The organism is Microbacterium esteraromaticum (assembly GCF_028747645.1).
Lineage (GTDB): Bacteria > Actinomycetota > Actinomycetes > Actinomycetales > Microbacteriaceae > Microbacterium > Microbacterium esteraromaticum_C.
Genome location: NZ_CP118100.1, coordinates 1,473,265 through 1,486,428, shown reverse-complemented (window position 1 = coordinate 1,486,428; position 13,164 = coordinate 1,473,265). Strand labels below are relative to the sequence as shown.

Annotated in this window: 14 protein-coding genes; 2 read left to right on the top strand and 12 right to left on the bottom strand. The window is 66.4% G+C overall.

Annotated elements, in window-relative coordinates:
• Window positions 1–35 precede the first annotated feature (35 nt).
• Both PTQ19_RS06845 and PTQ19_RS06840 read right to left on the bottom strand, forming a co-directional pair.
• Window positions 36–908, bottom strand: a complete 873-nt coding sequence (locus tag PTQ19_RS06845; RefSeq protein ID WP_425313205.1) for a tetratricopeptide repeat protein — start codon at window positions 906–908, stop codon at window positions 36–38.
• 62 nt (window positions 909–970) lie between these two features.
• Window positions 971–2,824 carry a glycosyl transferase gene (locus PTQ19_RS06840; protein ID WP_274368908.1) on the bottom strand — a complete coding sequence of 618 codons (1,854 nt, stop codon included), beginning with the start codon at window positions 2,822–2,824 and terminating at the stop codon, window positions 971–973.
• A gap of 175 nt (window positions 2,825–2,999) precedes the next feature.
• Here PTQ19_RS06840 and PTQ19_RS06835 point away from each other — a divergent pair, with 175 nt between their 5' ends.
• Window positions 3,000–4,079, top strand: coding sequence for an AI-2E family transporter (locus PTQ19_RS06835; protein WP_179410964.1), 1,080 nt, complete (start codon window positions 3,000–3,002; stop codon window positions 4,077–4,079).
• A 96-nt stretch (window positions 4,080–4,175) separates the two neighbouring features.
• Complete coding sequence (locus tag PTQ19_RS06830; RefSeq protein ID WP_274369046.1) at window positions 4,176–5,177, top strand: IS481 family transposase; 1,002 nt, start codon at window positions 4,176–4,178, stop codon at window positions 5,175–5,177.
• A 9-nt stretch (window positions 5,178–5,186) separates the two neighbouring features.
• Here the strand turns inward: PTQ19_RS06830 and PTQ19_RS06825 are convergent, their stop codons facing one another.
• The 10 genes from PTQ19_RS06825 to PTQ19_RS06780 form a co-directional block, all read right to left on the bottom strand.
• Window positions 5,187–5,474, bottom strand: coding sequence for a hypothetical protein (locus PTQ19_RS06825; protein ID WP_274368907.1), 288 nt, complete (start codon window positions 5,472–5,474; stop codon window positions 5,187–5,189).
• Window positions 5,475–5,483: 9 nt separating this feature from the next.
• A complete protein-coding gene (locus tag PTQ19_RS06820) occupies window positions 5,484–5,993 on the bottom strand; it encodes a transglycosylase SLT domain-containing protein (protein ID WP_206824283.1) in 510 nt (169 codons plus the stop codon).
• A 197-nt stretch (window positions 5,994–6,190) separates the two neighbouring features.
• Window positions 6,191–6,775 carry a DivIVA domain-containing protein gene (locus tag PTQ19_RS06815; RefSeq protein ID WP_242519424.1) on the bottom strand — a complete coding sequence of 195 codons (585 nt, stop codon included), beginning with the start codon at window positions 6,773–6,775 and terminating at the stop codon, window positions 6,191–6,193.
• Window positions 6,772–7,935 (bottom strand): phosphatidate cytidylyltransferase, encoded by a 1,164-nt coding sequence (locus PTQ19_RS06810; RefSeq protein WP_274368906.1) that lies wholly within the window; start codon window positions 7,933–7,935, stop codon window positions 6,772–6,774. The genes PTQ19_RS06815 and PTQ19_RS06810 overlap by 4 nt, the downstream gene beginning before the upstream one ends.
• 57 nt (window positions 7,936–7,992) lie before the next feature.
• Window positions 7,993–8,547 (bottom strand): ribosome recycling factor, encoded by a 555-nt coding sequence (gene frr / locus PTQ19_RS06805; RefSeq protein WP_179410965.1) that lies wholly within the window; start codon window positions 8,545–8,547, stop codon window positions 7,993–7,995.
• Window positions 8,548–8,619: 72 nt separating this feature from the next.
• Window positions 8,620–9,336 carry a UMP kinase gene (pyrH, locus tag PTQ19_RS06800; protein WP_179410966.1) on the bottom strand — a complete coding sequence of 239 codons (717 nt, stop codon included), beginning with the start codon at window positions 9,334–9,336 and terminating at the stop codon, window positions 8,620–8,622.
• A 93-nt stretch (window positions 9,337–9,429) separates the two neighbouring features.
• Window positions 9,430–10,257, bottom strand: coding sequence for a translation elongation factor Ts (gene tsf / locus PTQ19_RS06795; RefSeq protein WP_274368905.1), 828 nt, complete (start codon window positions 10,255–10,257; stop codon window positions 9,430–9,432).
• Between the two features lie 41 nt (window positions 10,258–10,298).
• A complete protein-coding gene (gene rpsB, locus PTQ19_RS06790; RefSeq protein WP_274368904.1) occupies window positions 10,299–11,138 on the bottom strand; it encodes a 30S ribosomal protein S2 in 840 nt (279 codons plus the stop codon).
• Window positions 11,139–11,399: 261 nt separating this feature from the next.
• On the bottom strand, window positions 11,400–11,789 hold the full coding sequence (locus PTQ19_RS06785) for a hypothetical protein (protein ID WP_274368903.1): 390 nt from the start codon (window positions 11,787–11,789) through the stop codon (window positions 11,400–11,402).
• Window positions 11,790–11,896: 107 nt separating this feature from the next.
• Entirely contained in the window at window positions 11,897–13,075 is a 1,179-nt protein-coding gene (locus tag PTQ19_RS06780) for a phosphotransferase (RefSeq protein WP_274368902.1), read from the bottom strand.
• Between the last annotated feature and the right edge of the window lie 89 nt (window positions 13,076–13,164).

Below are 13,164 nucleotides of genomic sequence, written 5' to 3'. Positions count from 1 at the left end.
TGCGCTCCTCGGGGGAGCGCAGCTCGACTCAGACCTCAGAAGAGCAGCGATGCCAGGCGCGTGCGTGCGGACGCCACGCGCGGGTCGGCGGGTCCGACCAGGTCGAACAGCTCGACGAGGCGTGCGCGCACGCGCGGTCGGTCGTCACCATCGGATGCGACGAAAAGGTCGAGCAGTCGACCGAACGCATCGTCGACGTGTCCCCCGGCGATGTCCATATCGGCCACCGCGAACTGGGCGTCGACGTCGGCCGGAGCGGCGGCAGCAGCCGCACGCACCTGCTGCAGGTCCAGTCCCTGGACGCGGTCGAGGAGACGCACCTGCCCGAGGCCGGCCTTGGCCTCCTCGTCACGCGGATTCTCCGCCAGCGCCTTCTCGTAGGCGGTGATCGCCCGCGGGTAGTCGCCGGCCTCAATGGCCTCGAATGCCTCTGCGTGCAGCGGCGGCAACGGCGCCTCTTCCGGCTCGACGGCCTGTTCGCCCGACTCGGCGCCGTCCGCGGGGACGCTCCCGGTCACGCCATTCTGCGCGGCCACTTCGAGCAGCCGAGCGAAGACCTCGCGCACCTGCTCCTCGGGGACGGCGCCGGTGAACATCGGCACCGGCTGCCCGCCGATCAGAGCCACAACCATCGGAATGGACTGCGCACGGAACGCCTGCGCGATCTGCGGGTTGGCATCGACATCCACCTTGGCGAGCACGACGCGACCATTCTGCTCGCGGGTCACCTTCTCGATGATCGGGCTGAGCTGCTTGCACGGGCCGCACCATTCAGCCCACAGATCGACGACCACGGGAACGGTACGCGAGAGTTCGAGGATCTCGCCGAACGCGGCGTCGGTGACATCGACGACGACGCCCGGGGCGGCCGCCGATGCGGCGGCTGTGGCGTCGGACGCCGGTTGCATGTCACGTCCGCGCAGAGAAGAGAGGTCGACGGCTCCGCGGAGAGCCGCGGCAGAGATTTCGGTCACTTGATCACCTTCACGCTGAGGAGGTCCTGGTCGTACGCGAGCAGACGGATCTGCTCATTCGAGCCCTGTGCCGGAACGGCGAAGAACAGCTGGATCGCGTAGGTCGTCTCGAAACCCTTCGCCGATTCCTTAGCGCCGGTCAAGACCTTCGCCTCTTCATTGTCGCCGATCCTGATCACGGCGTCCTTGTTGGTCGGCGTGATCCGCTCGGTGTCGAGAACACTCACGGCGACCACCGCGCCGCTGTCCAGCGTCGCCATCGAAAGCGGCTCATCGGTCGAGCCGGTCATATCGAAGGCGGCCTGGGAAGTCTCTGCGGCATCCTTGTCCTTCAGCCCCTGCACCACAGCGGCTCGACTGTCCCGGATGGTCTGGGCGAGAGCCTGCGACATCTCATCGAACATGCCAGCGTACTCGCTCTTGTCGCCGGCATCGACGTAGTCGGCGAAAGCGTCTGCCAGCTCCGCTGGCGGCAACGACAGGAACGGCGACTCGGTGGGCACACGCGTAGCACCCAGCCACGCCGGCGCGACGTCAGGGAACTCCGACGAGGCCGGCATGTCGGCCATCTCGGCAACCTTGTAGGGTGCCCACGGGTCGGCCTGCGTCATGGTCAGCAACACGGGAGGCACCGTGTCGTCCTCTTCCGAAGCTGTCAGGACCAGAACCGTGCGGGGCCAACTGTCCGTAGCCTCGGGCAACAGGATCCGCACCTTGTCGCGCGGTGCCGTCAATGTCCCCTCACGCTCAGCGATCTTGTCGCGCAGCACGTACTCGGTGCGACGGCTCTCCAAAGCCGGCCCGCTCAGGCGCGTCTCAGCCAGATCGATATCGAGATCGGCATCCGCCTGTGCGACGGTCGCTGCGATCTCAGACACGATCCGCTGGCCCTGCTTCTCGCTGACCACGGGCGGCTTCTGGTCCTCGGGCGTGACGATCGTCGGTGTGGGTGTGGGCGTGGGCGTGCCAGCGCCGAACTCGGGCCACGAGTCCGCCGTGCACCCGGTGGCAAGGACAGCGGTCATCACCAGCGCGGGCAGACCGATGGCAAGGCGCCGCTTGGTGGCGGAACGGCTCTGCTGTGCGCGTTCCCCACCGGAGGCCCGGTCGCTGCCCTGTGACGGGTCTGTCGGCGCCTGGACGCCGCCATCGATCGCTGCCGCTGCTGCAGAATCAGCCACGCTGATCGGCTGCGTCTCGGGCAGAGGGCCGACGCCCTTGCGGCGCGGGCCACGACCTCGCCGCTGGTGCCGGATCGCGAGGATGTACAGCACCAGACCGACGACGAGCAACGCGCCGCCGGCCGTCATGAGCGGGCCGACCATCGGAGTGCTGTTGTCGAGCGGCCAGGAGATCAGGATGTTCTCGGGTGCCGGCTCCACACCGTCACGGGCGATGAGCACACTGTGTCCCTCGGTGAGCTGCAGTTCGGTGACCAGCTTCTCCTGCTCACTGAACGAATCCAGCCAGAGATCAGAGCCGACCGGGCTACGCCCAGCGGTCTCCCCACCGACGGCAGGCTCCTGCGCCGCATCCACGGCAGTGGACTCCGGTTCACCCTCCGCCGTGAGCGCGACGTGAGTGTACTCAGCATCCGAGAGCCACGCCTCCATGTCGGCGGTGCGTCCGTACGCGACGAAGATGTCACCCTCGCCGGTGACGATCATCGTCTGCAGTCCTTCGCGGGACGCGAGCACTTCGGCATCGACGAGCACAAATGGAGCGGGTTCGCTCACACTGAGCTCCATCTGCTCGGCAGAAGGCCCCTTGAAGATGGTGTCCTGGGCGATCCCGGCTCCGATGAGAACCGTGGCCAGCACGAAGGCCACGACGGCCCATACGAAACGCACGAATCAGCTCCTTACGTGACCCCGGGCATTCGCCGATGGTCTCCGTTCGACTTCCGATTTTAGCGAAACCACCTGTGCGTTGCCCACGAGGTACGGGCACACGTCTGGGTCGGCCCGTCGCGCGTCGTACCGAACGCGAGCGATTAGGCTTCTCTGCACGGCGATCAGGAGAGCAATGAAGATCCACAACACGTTCCGCACCGCGCTCGTGGCGACCCTCGGGGTGGGGCTGGGCATTCTGATCCTGACGAGCATGCAGACGCTGTCGACGGTGATCCTCTACATCGGAACCGCACTGTTCCTGAGCCTGGGCCTGGATCCGGTCGTCAGCATGCTCGAACGGCGCGGTCTGCCTCGTTGGGCGGCCGTCGTCGTGACGATCCTCGCCGTGCTGAGCATTTTCGCCGCCGTGGTTCTCATCGTGCTGCCGGTGCTGATCGAACAGATCTCGCAGCTGGTCGAGCAGATGACGCCTCTCGTACAGAACGGTGAACGCACGATCGACTCACTGAAACAGTGGATGACCGATACATTCCCGAATCTCGCTGTTGACGACGTCTTCGCGTACGTCACCGACTGGATGGAGCGCGAGGACTGGCAGAGCACTGTCGCCGACTGGACCGAGACCATCGGCGCGGGCGTGCTCGTCGTCGGCGGAGCGGTTCTGGCCGGACTGTTCGGCGCCTTCATCGTGCTCGTGCTGACGATCTATCTGACGGCGTCGACACCGTCGCTCAAGAGCTCGGTGTATCAGCTGGTGCCGGCGTCGAAGCGTGAGCGCTTCATCGATATCGCCGATCAGATCACTGACTCCGTCGGGCACTACGTCATGGGCCAGGTGTCGCTCGGGGTCATCAACGGCATCCTCAGCGCGATCTATCTGTCGATCATCGACGCACCCTTCACCGCCGTGCTCGCCGTCATCGCGTTCTTCTTCTCGCTGATCCCGCTCGTGGGAACGCTCACCGGGTCGACAATCATCGTGCTCGCGTGCCTGCTGCCCGGGGTGGGCTCCCCCGCCACCGCACTGGCGGCCGCCATCTACTATCTGATCTACATGCAGGTCGAGGCGTACTTCATCGCACCGCGCATCATGAGCCGTGCCGTATCCGTGCCCGGTGCCGTCGTGGTGATCGCCGCGCTGTCCGGCGGCGCACTACTCGGTCTGCTGGGCGCACTGATCGCCATCCCGGTCGCGGCCAGCATTCTGATCATCTACCGACAGGTCGTCATCCCACGGATGGACAGCCGCTAGCTGTAGTTCCTCGGGAGGTTGTGAACGCGTGACATAGAGAAGACCTCCGGCAAGGATGTGGGTTACCACACTCGCATCTCTAAACCGGAGGTCTCCATGACTCACGCTAATGCTCCGTTGACGCCTGAGGGGCGCCGGCGTCTTGCCCTGTTGATAACTCGTGATGGATGGTCGCTTCGCCGTGCTGCGGAGCGTTTTCAGTGCTCGCCGGCGACAGCGAAACGGTGGGTCGATCGGTGTCGGGCTGGGCTGCCGCTGACGGATCGCAGTTCGAAGCCGCGGAGGTCCCCGAATCAGTTGCCGCGCAAGACGGAGCGGCGCATCGTCGCGTTGCGGTTCACGCGTCGGTGGGGGCCGCATCGGATCGCATATCACCTGCGGTTGCATCGCTCGACGGTCGGACGGGTACTGGCCCGGTATGGGATGCCGAAGCTGACCACCGTCGATCAGGCCACCGGGCTGCCGGTGCGTAGGTCAAAGCCAAAGCGATATGAGGTTGCTGCACCGGGGCAGTTGGTGCATGTGGACATCAAGAAGCAGGGACGGATCCCGGACGGTGGCGGTTGGCGTATCCATGGGAAGGGGTCGATGCACGACCGAGCTGCCGGCGTCGTAAGAGGACGAGCGGCACGCGCCGGCGCGACGGGCTCCCGCGGCTACCGCTACCTGCACCATGCCGTCGACGACCACTCACGGGTGGCGTACTCGGAGATCCTTGACGACGAACGCAAGGAAACCGCGGCCGGGTTCTGGACTCGCGCGAACGCGTTCTTCGCCGGTATCGGCGTAACCGTCACCGCCGTGATGACCGACAACGGCGCGTGCTATCGATCACACGCATTCGCCGAAGCGCTGGGCGACACAGTGAAGCACAAGTGGACCAAGCCCTACCGGCCGCAAACCAACGGGAAGGTCGAGCGATTCAACCGCACCCTAGCCACTGAATGGGCCTACGCGAAGCCCTACACCAGCGAAGCGGAACGGACCGCCGCCTACGCGGCCTGGCTACATCACTACAACCACCACAGACCCCACACCGGCATCAGCGGCCAAACCCCATCAGCCCGTGTACACAACCTCACGGGGAAGTACAGCTAGCGCCCAGTCTCAAGCGATGCGCCAGCACTGCGTGTGCCAGTGCCGTCGAGCCGCCAGGTCAGCCGTCTCACCTAGAACGCCGTCCGCGCGCCAGACCACGACATGCCCCGTCTGCGGGACGATCGCGCGGTGGCATCCCGGACACGTGTAGTCCTTGACGGCCTGTACCGCGGAAACGGGCTGTACGACCCATTCGCGGCCTCGCCGGGTCTCGGTTCGCTTCCAACCCGCCAACAGGCGCTGGAACGAGTCCTCGGCGTCAGAGCGCTCGGGTCTTCTCTTGCGTGAACGTGCCATGCCGGTGGATTACCACCAGTGGTTGCGGGTCCAGAAATCGTACGCCGCAGCCCAGCTACCGTAGCGCCCGGTCGCATAGCCGTTGCCCCAACGGAGGTTGTCGACCGGGTTGTACCCGTTCCCCGGCACCTTGCTGCACGGCAGCGCCTGCACCAGACCGCATGCCCCCGAAGACGGGTTGGTCGCGTTCGGGTTCCATCCGCTCTCACGCGAGACGATGTAGTCGACGTATCCCCAGTCGGACTGCGCGATGCCCGCTGCCGTCATCCAATCCTGCTTCGAACCGCCGCCCGAGTAGCGCGGCGGCGCGGCGCTGCCGCCTCCGCCTCCACCACCGCTGGTGGATGCGGCAACCGGGGCGGGCTTCGGCTTCGGCTTCGGCTTCACATACACGTCGAAGCCGCTGCGCACCATCGCCTCGATCTTCGCGCCGTCCGCACTGACCGCAATGCTCTGCGTCTCACCGGCGGCCACCGAGAACGCCGTCAGCGGCGCCTCCTGCGTCTGAGGCTCTGCCATCGCCATGCCTGTCGGGGCGATCATCGCCGCGGACAGCCCAACGACCGCGAGGCCTGCCAGTAGCGTCTTCCCACGGCGCCGCTGAGGGCGGGACGCCTTCGGCCGCTGCGATACAGGTCGCTTCGAGATCAATTGGTTATCGGGAGTCACGATGGGCACCAGTCTATGCGCACTTGTCTGAATCATCGATGAACGCGTCAACGGACAGCGAGCATCACCTCGATGGTGGCATCAAGCACAGCATCCACCTGCTCCTCGCGATAACCGCCGCGCTGCATGCGGAACGCGGCGCCACGCACCTGCGCAACGGTCAGCGCGTCGCCGTCGCGCAGAAAAGCAGCGATCCGGTCAGCCGCGTGATCGACCTCGTCGATGCGGTATCCGAAAGTGAGGAAGCCGGTACGGGCGAACCGCTGGCCCGCCGGGCGGCTGAGACGGTCGAGCACGATCTGCGCTTCTTCACGCGCGCCGGCGACCCATGCATCGACCCCGCTCTGGTGCACCGTGCGCTCACGCGATCGCGCAGCGAACGCATCCTCCACGCGGGCAAGAGCGGCATCGACGTCGGAGACGACATAGCCGTGCTTCACCAATGGGAACGATGCCGACCGCACGTCCGCAGCACCGAAGTCCGCCCGTCCGCTCTCGAATGCGGCACGCGCCGACTCGAGAAAGGTGTCGACCGCGGCGCGGTGATACCCCCGAGTGCGGCCGGACGTCAGGGGGAACGCCGCAGGCGCCTCCTCAGTAGGCGTCGAAACAGCGTCATCGTCTCTCATCATGCTCCGATCCACGGTGCGAGCAGGAACGACAGCGCCAGAGCCGGGACCGTCGAAGGCAACAGGCTGTCCAACCGGTCGAGCACTCCGCCGTGACCGGGCAACCAGGAGCTCATGTCCTTGATGCCGAGATCGCGTTTGAGCATGGATTCGCCCAGATCTCCCAGCGTCGCCGACAGCAGGATCGACCCGCCGAGGATGAGCCCTGCCCACCAGGGCATGTGGAGTGCGAAGATCGACATCAGCACGCCGACGAGCAGAGCACCGGCCACGGCCCCTGCGAAGCCCTCCCAGGTCTTCTTCGGGCTGATGCGCGGTGCCATCGGATGCTTGCCGAACGCCAGCCCTGACGCATACGCGCAGGTGTCTGCCGCCACGGCGATCGCCACGAAGGACAGCACCCACCACTCGCCGTTGTCGCGACTGAGCAGGATCAGGGCCATGGACGTGAGGAACGGAACGTACACCTGCACGAACGCACTCACCAGCACGTCAGCGAGAACGTCGCCATAGGTCCGGCCATCCTGCGCGACCATCTGTGCGACCATTCGCCAGACCGCGACGAACGCGATAGCAGCGAACAGCACGACCCAACTGACCCACAGTGACGTGAAGTATCCGACGAGCAGTATCGCTGCGCCACCGAGCAGTTGCGGGACGACGTCGATCCGTCGTCCGCCCGCACGCAGCGCGCGCGAGATCTCGTAGGTAGCCAGCAGGCCGGCCGCAACCGCGAACGGAACGAACAGCACCTTGTTGAACAGCAGTGAGGCAAGCAGCACCGCGCCGATCGCAACACCGATGAGGATCGCCACGATCAGATCGCGGCCCGTGCGCTGCTTGATGCGTTCGTTCGCCTGGTCGAACTGCTCTCGTGCCTGCGATACCTGCGACTCGATCTCATCCCGCGCCGCGCGCCACTGGTCACGGATCACGTTGTGATCGTGGTGGTGCTCTTCGTCGGCACCGGGCCGCGGCGTCGTCGAATCAGGCATCGGCGGCCGGGGCGGCACGCTGCTCGCGTCGAACGCCGGAAAGGCGGCGTCGGTGAGCGGCACCGCCGCCGGCGCGACCGGATTCGTGCCGCGCACCGGCGTGTCGGTGTCCTCCGCCGACGAAGCAGCGGCCTCCGGGGCCTCCGGGGACGAGGACTGCTCGCTCATGCGTGCTTCACGCCGCGTGAGCGGACGTTCCTCGGAGTCGCTATCACCAGGCATGGATCAGACCTCGAGGAGCTCTGCCTCTTTGCGCTTGAGCGCCTCGTCGACGGCATCGACGTGCTGACGGGTGAGAGCATCCAGCTCTTTCTCACCCCGCGCGATCTCATCCTCGCCCACCTCGGCCTTGAGCGCATCAAGCTGGTCCTTCGCCTTCCGGCGGATGCCGCGCAGCTGCACCTTGGCATCCTCGCCCTTGGAGCGAACGAGCTTGACGTACTCCTTGCGGCGCTCCTCCGTCAGCTCAGGCATCGTCACGCGAACGATGTTGCCGTCGTTGGTCGGGTTCGCACCCAGGTTCGGCATGTCGCGGATAGCCTGTTCGATCGCCTTGAGAGCGCTCTTGTCGTACGGCGTGACGATGAGCGTTCGCGCTTCGGGGTTGGCCATCGAGGCGAGCTGCGCGATCGGCGTCGGCGAGCCATAGTAGTCCACCATCAGCTTCTGGAACAGCTGCGGGTTGGCACGACCGGTGCGCACCGTGGCGAAGTCCTCTTTGGCGGCGTCGACCGCGCGCGTCATTCGTGCAGTGGTATCAGTGAGGACATCCGCGATCACGGGGGCTCCTTAGGTCGGGGGTTTCAGCAATTCTATCCGGCGCGTGCGCGCCGATTCGCGAGCGACGAACCGTCAGGACGTGACGAGCGTACCGATCTGCTCGCCCAGCAGTGCCCGGGTGACGTTGCCCGCGGGCTCCATCCCGAACACGCGCATGTCCATGTTGTTGTCCATGCACAGGCTGAAGGCGGTCGAGTCGACCACCTTGAGACCGCGCTGCAGCGCATCGCGGTACGTCACGCGGTCGATGCGCTCCGCACTGGCGTCCTTGTGCGGGTCCGCGGTGTAGATCGCGTCGACGCCGTTCTTCGCGACGAGCACCTCATCAGCGCGGATCTCGAGCGCGCGCTGCGCCGCGACGGTGTCGGTCGAGAAGTACGGGAGGCCGGCGCCAGCGCCGAAGATGACGACACGCCCCTTCTCCATGTGGCGCTCCGCGCGCAGCGGAATGTACGACTCAGCGACCTGCGTCATCGAGATCGCCGACTGCACGCGCGTCGCCGCACCTGCCTGCTCCAAGAAGTCCTGCAGGGCGAGTGCGTTCATGACGGTCCCAAGCATGCCCATGTAGTCGGCGCGCCCGCGGTCCATTCCACGCTGGCTCAGCTCCGCACCGCGGAAGAAGTTGCCCCCGCCGACGACGATGGCGACCTCGACGCGATCGACAGCCGCCGCGATGTCGCGAGCGATCTGGCCTACGACGTCGGGGTTGACGCCGAGCTGTCCGCCGCCGAATGCCTCGCCGGAGAGCTTCAGAAGGACGCGACGGCGTCCGGTGCGTTCAGTCATGGGGTGTGTCCTCTCATCCCGTCTCAAGATAGCGCCTCATGGGCATGAATAAGGGGGTTCGGATCGTGTGGATCCGAACCCCCTTGAAGGAAGTTACGCGCCGACCTTGAAGCGCGCGAAGTCGGTGACGGCGATGCCGGCGTCCTTCGCGACCTGCGCCACGGACAGCTTGTTGTCCTTCGCGTAGTCCTGCTCGAGGAGTGCGACCTGCTTGAAGTAAGCGGTCACGCGGCCCTCGACGATCTTCGGCAGAGCAGCCTCGGGCTTGCCCTCGTTGCGCGAAATCTCGGTGACGATCTCCCGCTCCTTCTCGACGTCGGCCGCCGGCACGTCCTCACGCGTGAGGTACGAGGGGTTCGCGAACGAGATGTGCTGGGCAATGCTGCGCGCGGTGTCGGCGTCGTCACCCGAGTAGGCGACGACAACACCGATCTGCGGCGGCAGGTCCTTGCTGGTGCGGTGCAGGTAGACCGAGTACGCGTCACCCTTCAGGGTGCGGACGCGACGCAGTTCGACCTTCTCGCCGATGATGGCGGCCTCGTCCGAGATCAGCTGCTCGACGGTCTGGTCACCTGACGAAGCTGCGAGAGCAGCCTCCAGCGAGTCGGCACCGACGGCGGCAAGCGCGTCGGCAACCTTGTCGGCCAGAGCGATGAAGCGCTCGTTCTTGGCGACGAAGTCGGTCTCGCAGGCGAGCTCGAGCAGCGTCACGCCGTTCTCGGTCTCGCGAGCGGCGATCAGGCCCTCGCTCGTCGAGCGGTCGGCGCGCTTCGCGTTGCCCTTGGCGCCCTTCAGGCGCAGGATCTCAGTGGCCTTCGCGACGTCTCCGTCAGCCTCTTCGAGCGCCTTCTTGGTGTCGACCATTCCGGTGCCGAGCTGCTCGCGCAGTGCCTTGATGTCGGCGATGGTGAAGTTGGCCATTGTGGTGGCTCCTTGCTTCGTGTCTGTGCGTACGGGGTGGCTTACTTGGCGTCGGCGGCAGTCTCGGCCGGAGCCTCGTCCGCGGCCGGAGCCTCGGCGGGGGTCTCTTCGGTCGAAGCAGCCTCGGCGCCGGTCTCGAGAAGCTCGCGCTCCCACTCGGCGAGCGGCTCGGCGTCGCCGGCATCGGGGTTGTGCTTCTGCTGCAGGCCCTCAGCGGCAGCGTCGGCGATGATGCGCGTCAGCAGCGAGACCGAGCGGATCGCGTCGTCGTTGCCGGGGATCGGGTACTGGAAGTCGTCCGGGTCGGCGTTGGTGTCGAGGATGCCGATGACCGGGATACCCAGCTTCTTCGCCTCGTCGATGGCGAGGTGCTCGCGCTTGGCGTCGACGACCCAGAGCGCCGAAGGGGTCTTCGACAGGTTGCGGATACCACCGAGCGACTTGTGCAGCTTGTCGAGCTCGCGCTTCTTGAGCAGCAGCTCCTTCTTGGTGAAGCCGGATGCTGCCGGGTTCTCGTAGTCGAGCTCCTCGAGCTCCTTCATACGAGCGAGGCGCTTGGCGATCGTCGAGAAGTTGGTGAGGAGGCCACCCAGCCAGCGCTGGTTGACGAAGGGCTGACCGACACGCTCGGCCTGCTCGGCGAGGATCTCCTGCGCCTGCTTCTTGGTGCCGACGAACAGGATCGTGCCGCCGCGTGCGACCGTCTCCTTGACGAAGTCGTAGGCGTTGTCGATGTACGCCAGCGACTGCTGCAGGTCGATGATGTGGATGCCGCTGCGCTCGGTGAGGATGAAGCGCTTGACCTTCGGGTTCCACCGACGGGTCTGGTGTCCGAAGTGAACGCCGCTGTCGAGCAGCTGGCGGATGGTGACCACAGCCATGGTCGTCTCCTGGTTCTGGCGCGTGGCGCCGTTGAGGTTGTTCTCGTCGGCCTTGCGACCTACGATCCTGGTGCCCGGCGCACACCCGCCTGCCGTAGAGCAGGACCGCTGGGAGTGGATGCCGCGAAGAGATTCGCTATGGGCACGCGTAGTCACCCCGACTTCGAGGTGCCTTCCCAGTGTACAGGATCGCCCTCACTCCCAGATGACACGAGCGAGCCCCGGGAGAGTTCCCGGGGCTCGCTCGCTCTGCAACCGAAGTCAGTCCGATGCTGCGGACGCCACCGATGCCGCCGACGCTGCCGAGGCGACGCTCGGCGGAGAGACGGCCGACGGGGCGGATGCGACGCTGGGGGCGGATGCGACGCTGGGCGCCGAGTCGGCACTGGGTGCAGAGTAGGGGGAGGCGGCGGATGCTACGGTCACCGCGCTCGGCGCGCTGACGACAGTCACCGACGAGTTCGTCTGCTGCAGGTGAACCGTGGCGCCGTCGATGACACCGCCACGCTCGGTCACCTCACCACCGGGGACGACGGTCCCCTCGGTGGTCTCGAGGCGCATCGTGTCAGCCGCGGCTGCCGCTGCGGTGGCCATCACGCTCAGGCCGACCAGTCCGCCGACGCCGTATGCGATCCACTTCTTCTTCGTCATCGTGCAGTCCTTCGCTTCTCATGGGACCGGCTCGTGCGCCGTTCCGCCTGTGTATCTATCGTCTCGACGCCTCCTAAGCAGTATCCAAAGAGATCATGAGGGCGTTCTTATGTTTCTTCGGTCTGGTCCCCCGCCGAGCCGCCGTCGACGATGCGTTGCGCCGTGGCGCACAGCGTCTGCGCTCCTGTCGTATCGCCGTGAGCCCGCGCACTGTTGGCTTGACCGAGCAGATGAATGCCCGTGAATCCGCGGACACGGGGGTCGTCCCAGCGCTCCAACGCCGCGTCAGCGAGCCTCCAGATGCGGGCACGATGCTCAACACCCGTGAGGCGCGCGCTCGCGACCGCATGGGCGATGAAAGCTGCGGAGTCCTCAGCCGCGTCACCGCGCCCCAGCGTATCGACGTCGATCATGCCGCTGATGTCAGCACCCTCACCCGCAAGAAAGAGCTGCCCGAAGTGCAGATCACCGTGCACGACGGTGTCTTCTCGCACCGTCGCGTTCGCCAGCAGTGTTCGGATGCCCGCCACCAGACGCCCCACCCCGACGGCGTCCCCCGCGTGACCCGCGTACCAGTCGAGGCGGCCAGCGATCGACGGGGCCGGTCGGTCCCAGACGACGCCCGAGATCTGCGCACGGAGCGCGTCGACCGAATCGAGCAGCGATCGGGGGCTCCACCGGGTATCCGCCGCCGGCGTACCCACCGCCGAGTCCAGCACAAGCAGCCCGTCCGGCGCCCAGCCACGCAGGGTCGGAACGGGCAGGCCGGCTTCCGTGCAGGCAAGATGCGCACCCACAATCCGGTCCAGACGCCGCGGACGCACCACCTTCAGCCAGACATCGCCACCATCGGTTGCGGCGCGCAGCACTGCGCGGCGTCCAGGGCGGTACCCGACCATGGTCAGCTCACCCGTGGCGACGAGTCCCAGTCGCGCCAGGAGCGCCGTGGCCGCGTGTCCGAACGCCGTCGCGGCGAGGGCGGGCAGGTGGGGATCCGCCGGGTGCGCCCAGATCCGCGCCTCGGGGCGCGCCGGGTCATCCCCTGTCGCCAACCCCGTTTCGGCCCGTACCGCAAGGCGCGACGTGTCCACATACCAGATCTGCTCCGGTGAGTCCGCCGTCGTGGCGAATCCCGAGACCGAACCTTCACCGAGGGGTTCTCTGCTGATCAGGCGCAGCGCCGTGTCGTCACCCCTGGTCTCGGCGGCAACGTCACCGAGCGCCTCTCGCAACAGCATGAGGTCGGAGTCGCTGCGCAACGGGTGCGATCGGGCGTGAGCGTGCATCCACACATTGCATCACGAGGCGCCCATCGACTCGATGAGACCTTTCTTAGGGCGTCAGTGCGTTGTGACGATTGCGGGATACTGGGGTG

Bases quoted from the DNA above. Each gene is read 5' to 3' on its own strand.
- PTQ19_RS06845 (WP_425313205.1), bottom strand. From the start codon at position 908: ATGCAACCGGCGTCCGACGCCACAGCCGCCGCATCGGCGGCCGCCCCG.
- PTQ19_RS06835 (WP_179410964.1), top strand. From the start codon at position 3,000: ATGAAGATCCACAACACGTTCCGCACCGCGCTCGTGGCGACCCTCGGG.
- PTQ19_RS06830 (WP_274369046.1), top strand. From the start codon at position 4,176: ATGACTCACGCTAATGCTCCGTTGACGCCTGAGGGGCGCCGGCGTCTT.
- PTQ19_RS06825 (WP_274368907.1), bottom strand. From the start codon at position 5,474: ATGGCACGTTCACGCAAGAGAAGACCCGAGCGCTCTGACGCCGAGGAC.
- PTQ19_RS06820 (WP_206824283.1), bottom strand. From the start codon at position 5,993: ATGGCAGAGCCTCAGACGCAGGAGGCGCCGCTGACGGCGTTCTCGGTG.
- PTQ19_RS06815 (WP_242519424.1), bottom strand. From the start codon at position 6,775: ATGATGAGAGACGATGACGCTGTTTCGACGCCTACTGAGGAGGCGCCT.
- PTQ19_RS06810 (WP_274368906.1), bottom strand. From the start codon at position 7,935: ATGAGCGAGCAGTCCTCGTCCCCGGAGGCCCCGGAGGCCGCTGCTTCG.
- pyrH (WP_179410966.1), bottom strand. From the start codon at position 9,336: ATGACTGAACGCACCGGACGCCGTCGCGTCCTTCTGAAGCTCTCCGGC.
- tsf (WP_274368905.1), bottom strand. From the start codon at position 10,257: ATGGCCAACTTCACCATCGCCGACATCAAGGCACTGCGCGAGCAGCTC.
- rpsB (WP_274368904.1), bottom strand. From the start codon at position 11,138: ATGGCTGTGGTCACCATCCGCCAGCTGCTCGACAGCGGCGTTCACTTC.
- PTQ19_RS06785 (WP_274368903.1), bottom strand. From the start codon at position 11,789: ATGACGAAGAAGAAGTGGATCGCATACGGCGTCGGCGGACTGGTCGGC.
- PTQ19_RS06780 (WP_274368902.1), bottom strand. From the start codon at position 13,075: ATGCACGCTCACGCCCGATCGCACCCGTTGCGCAGCGACTCCGACCTC.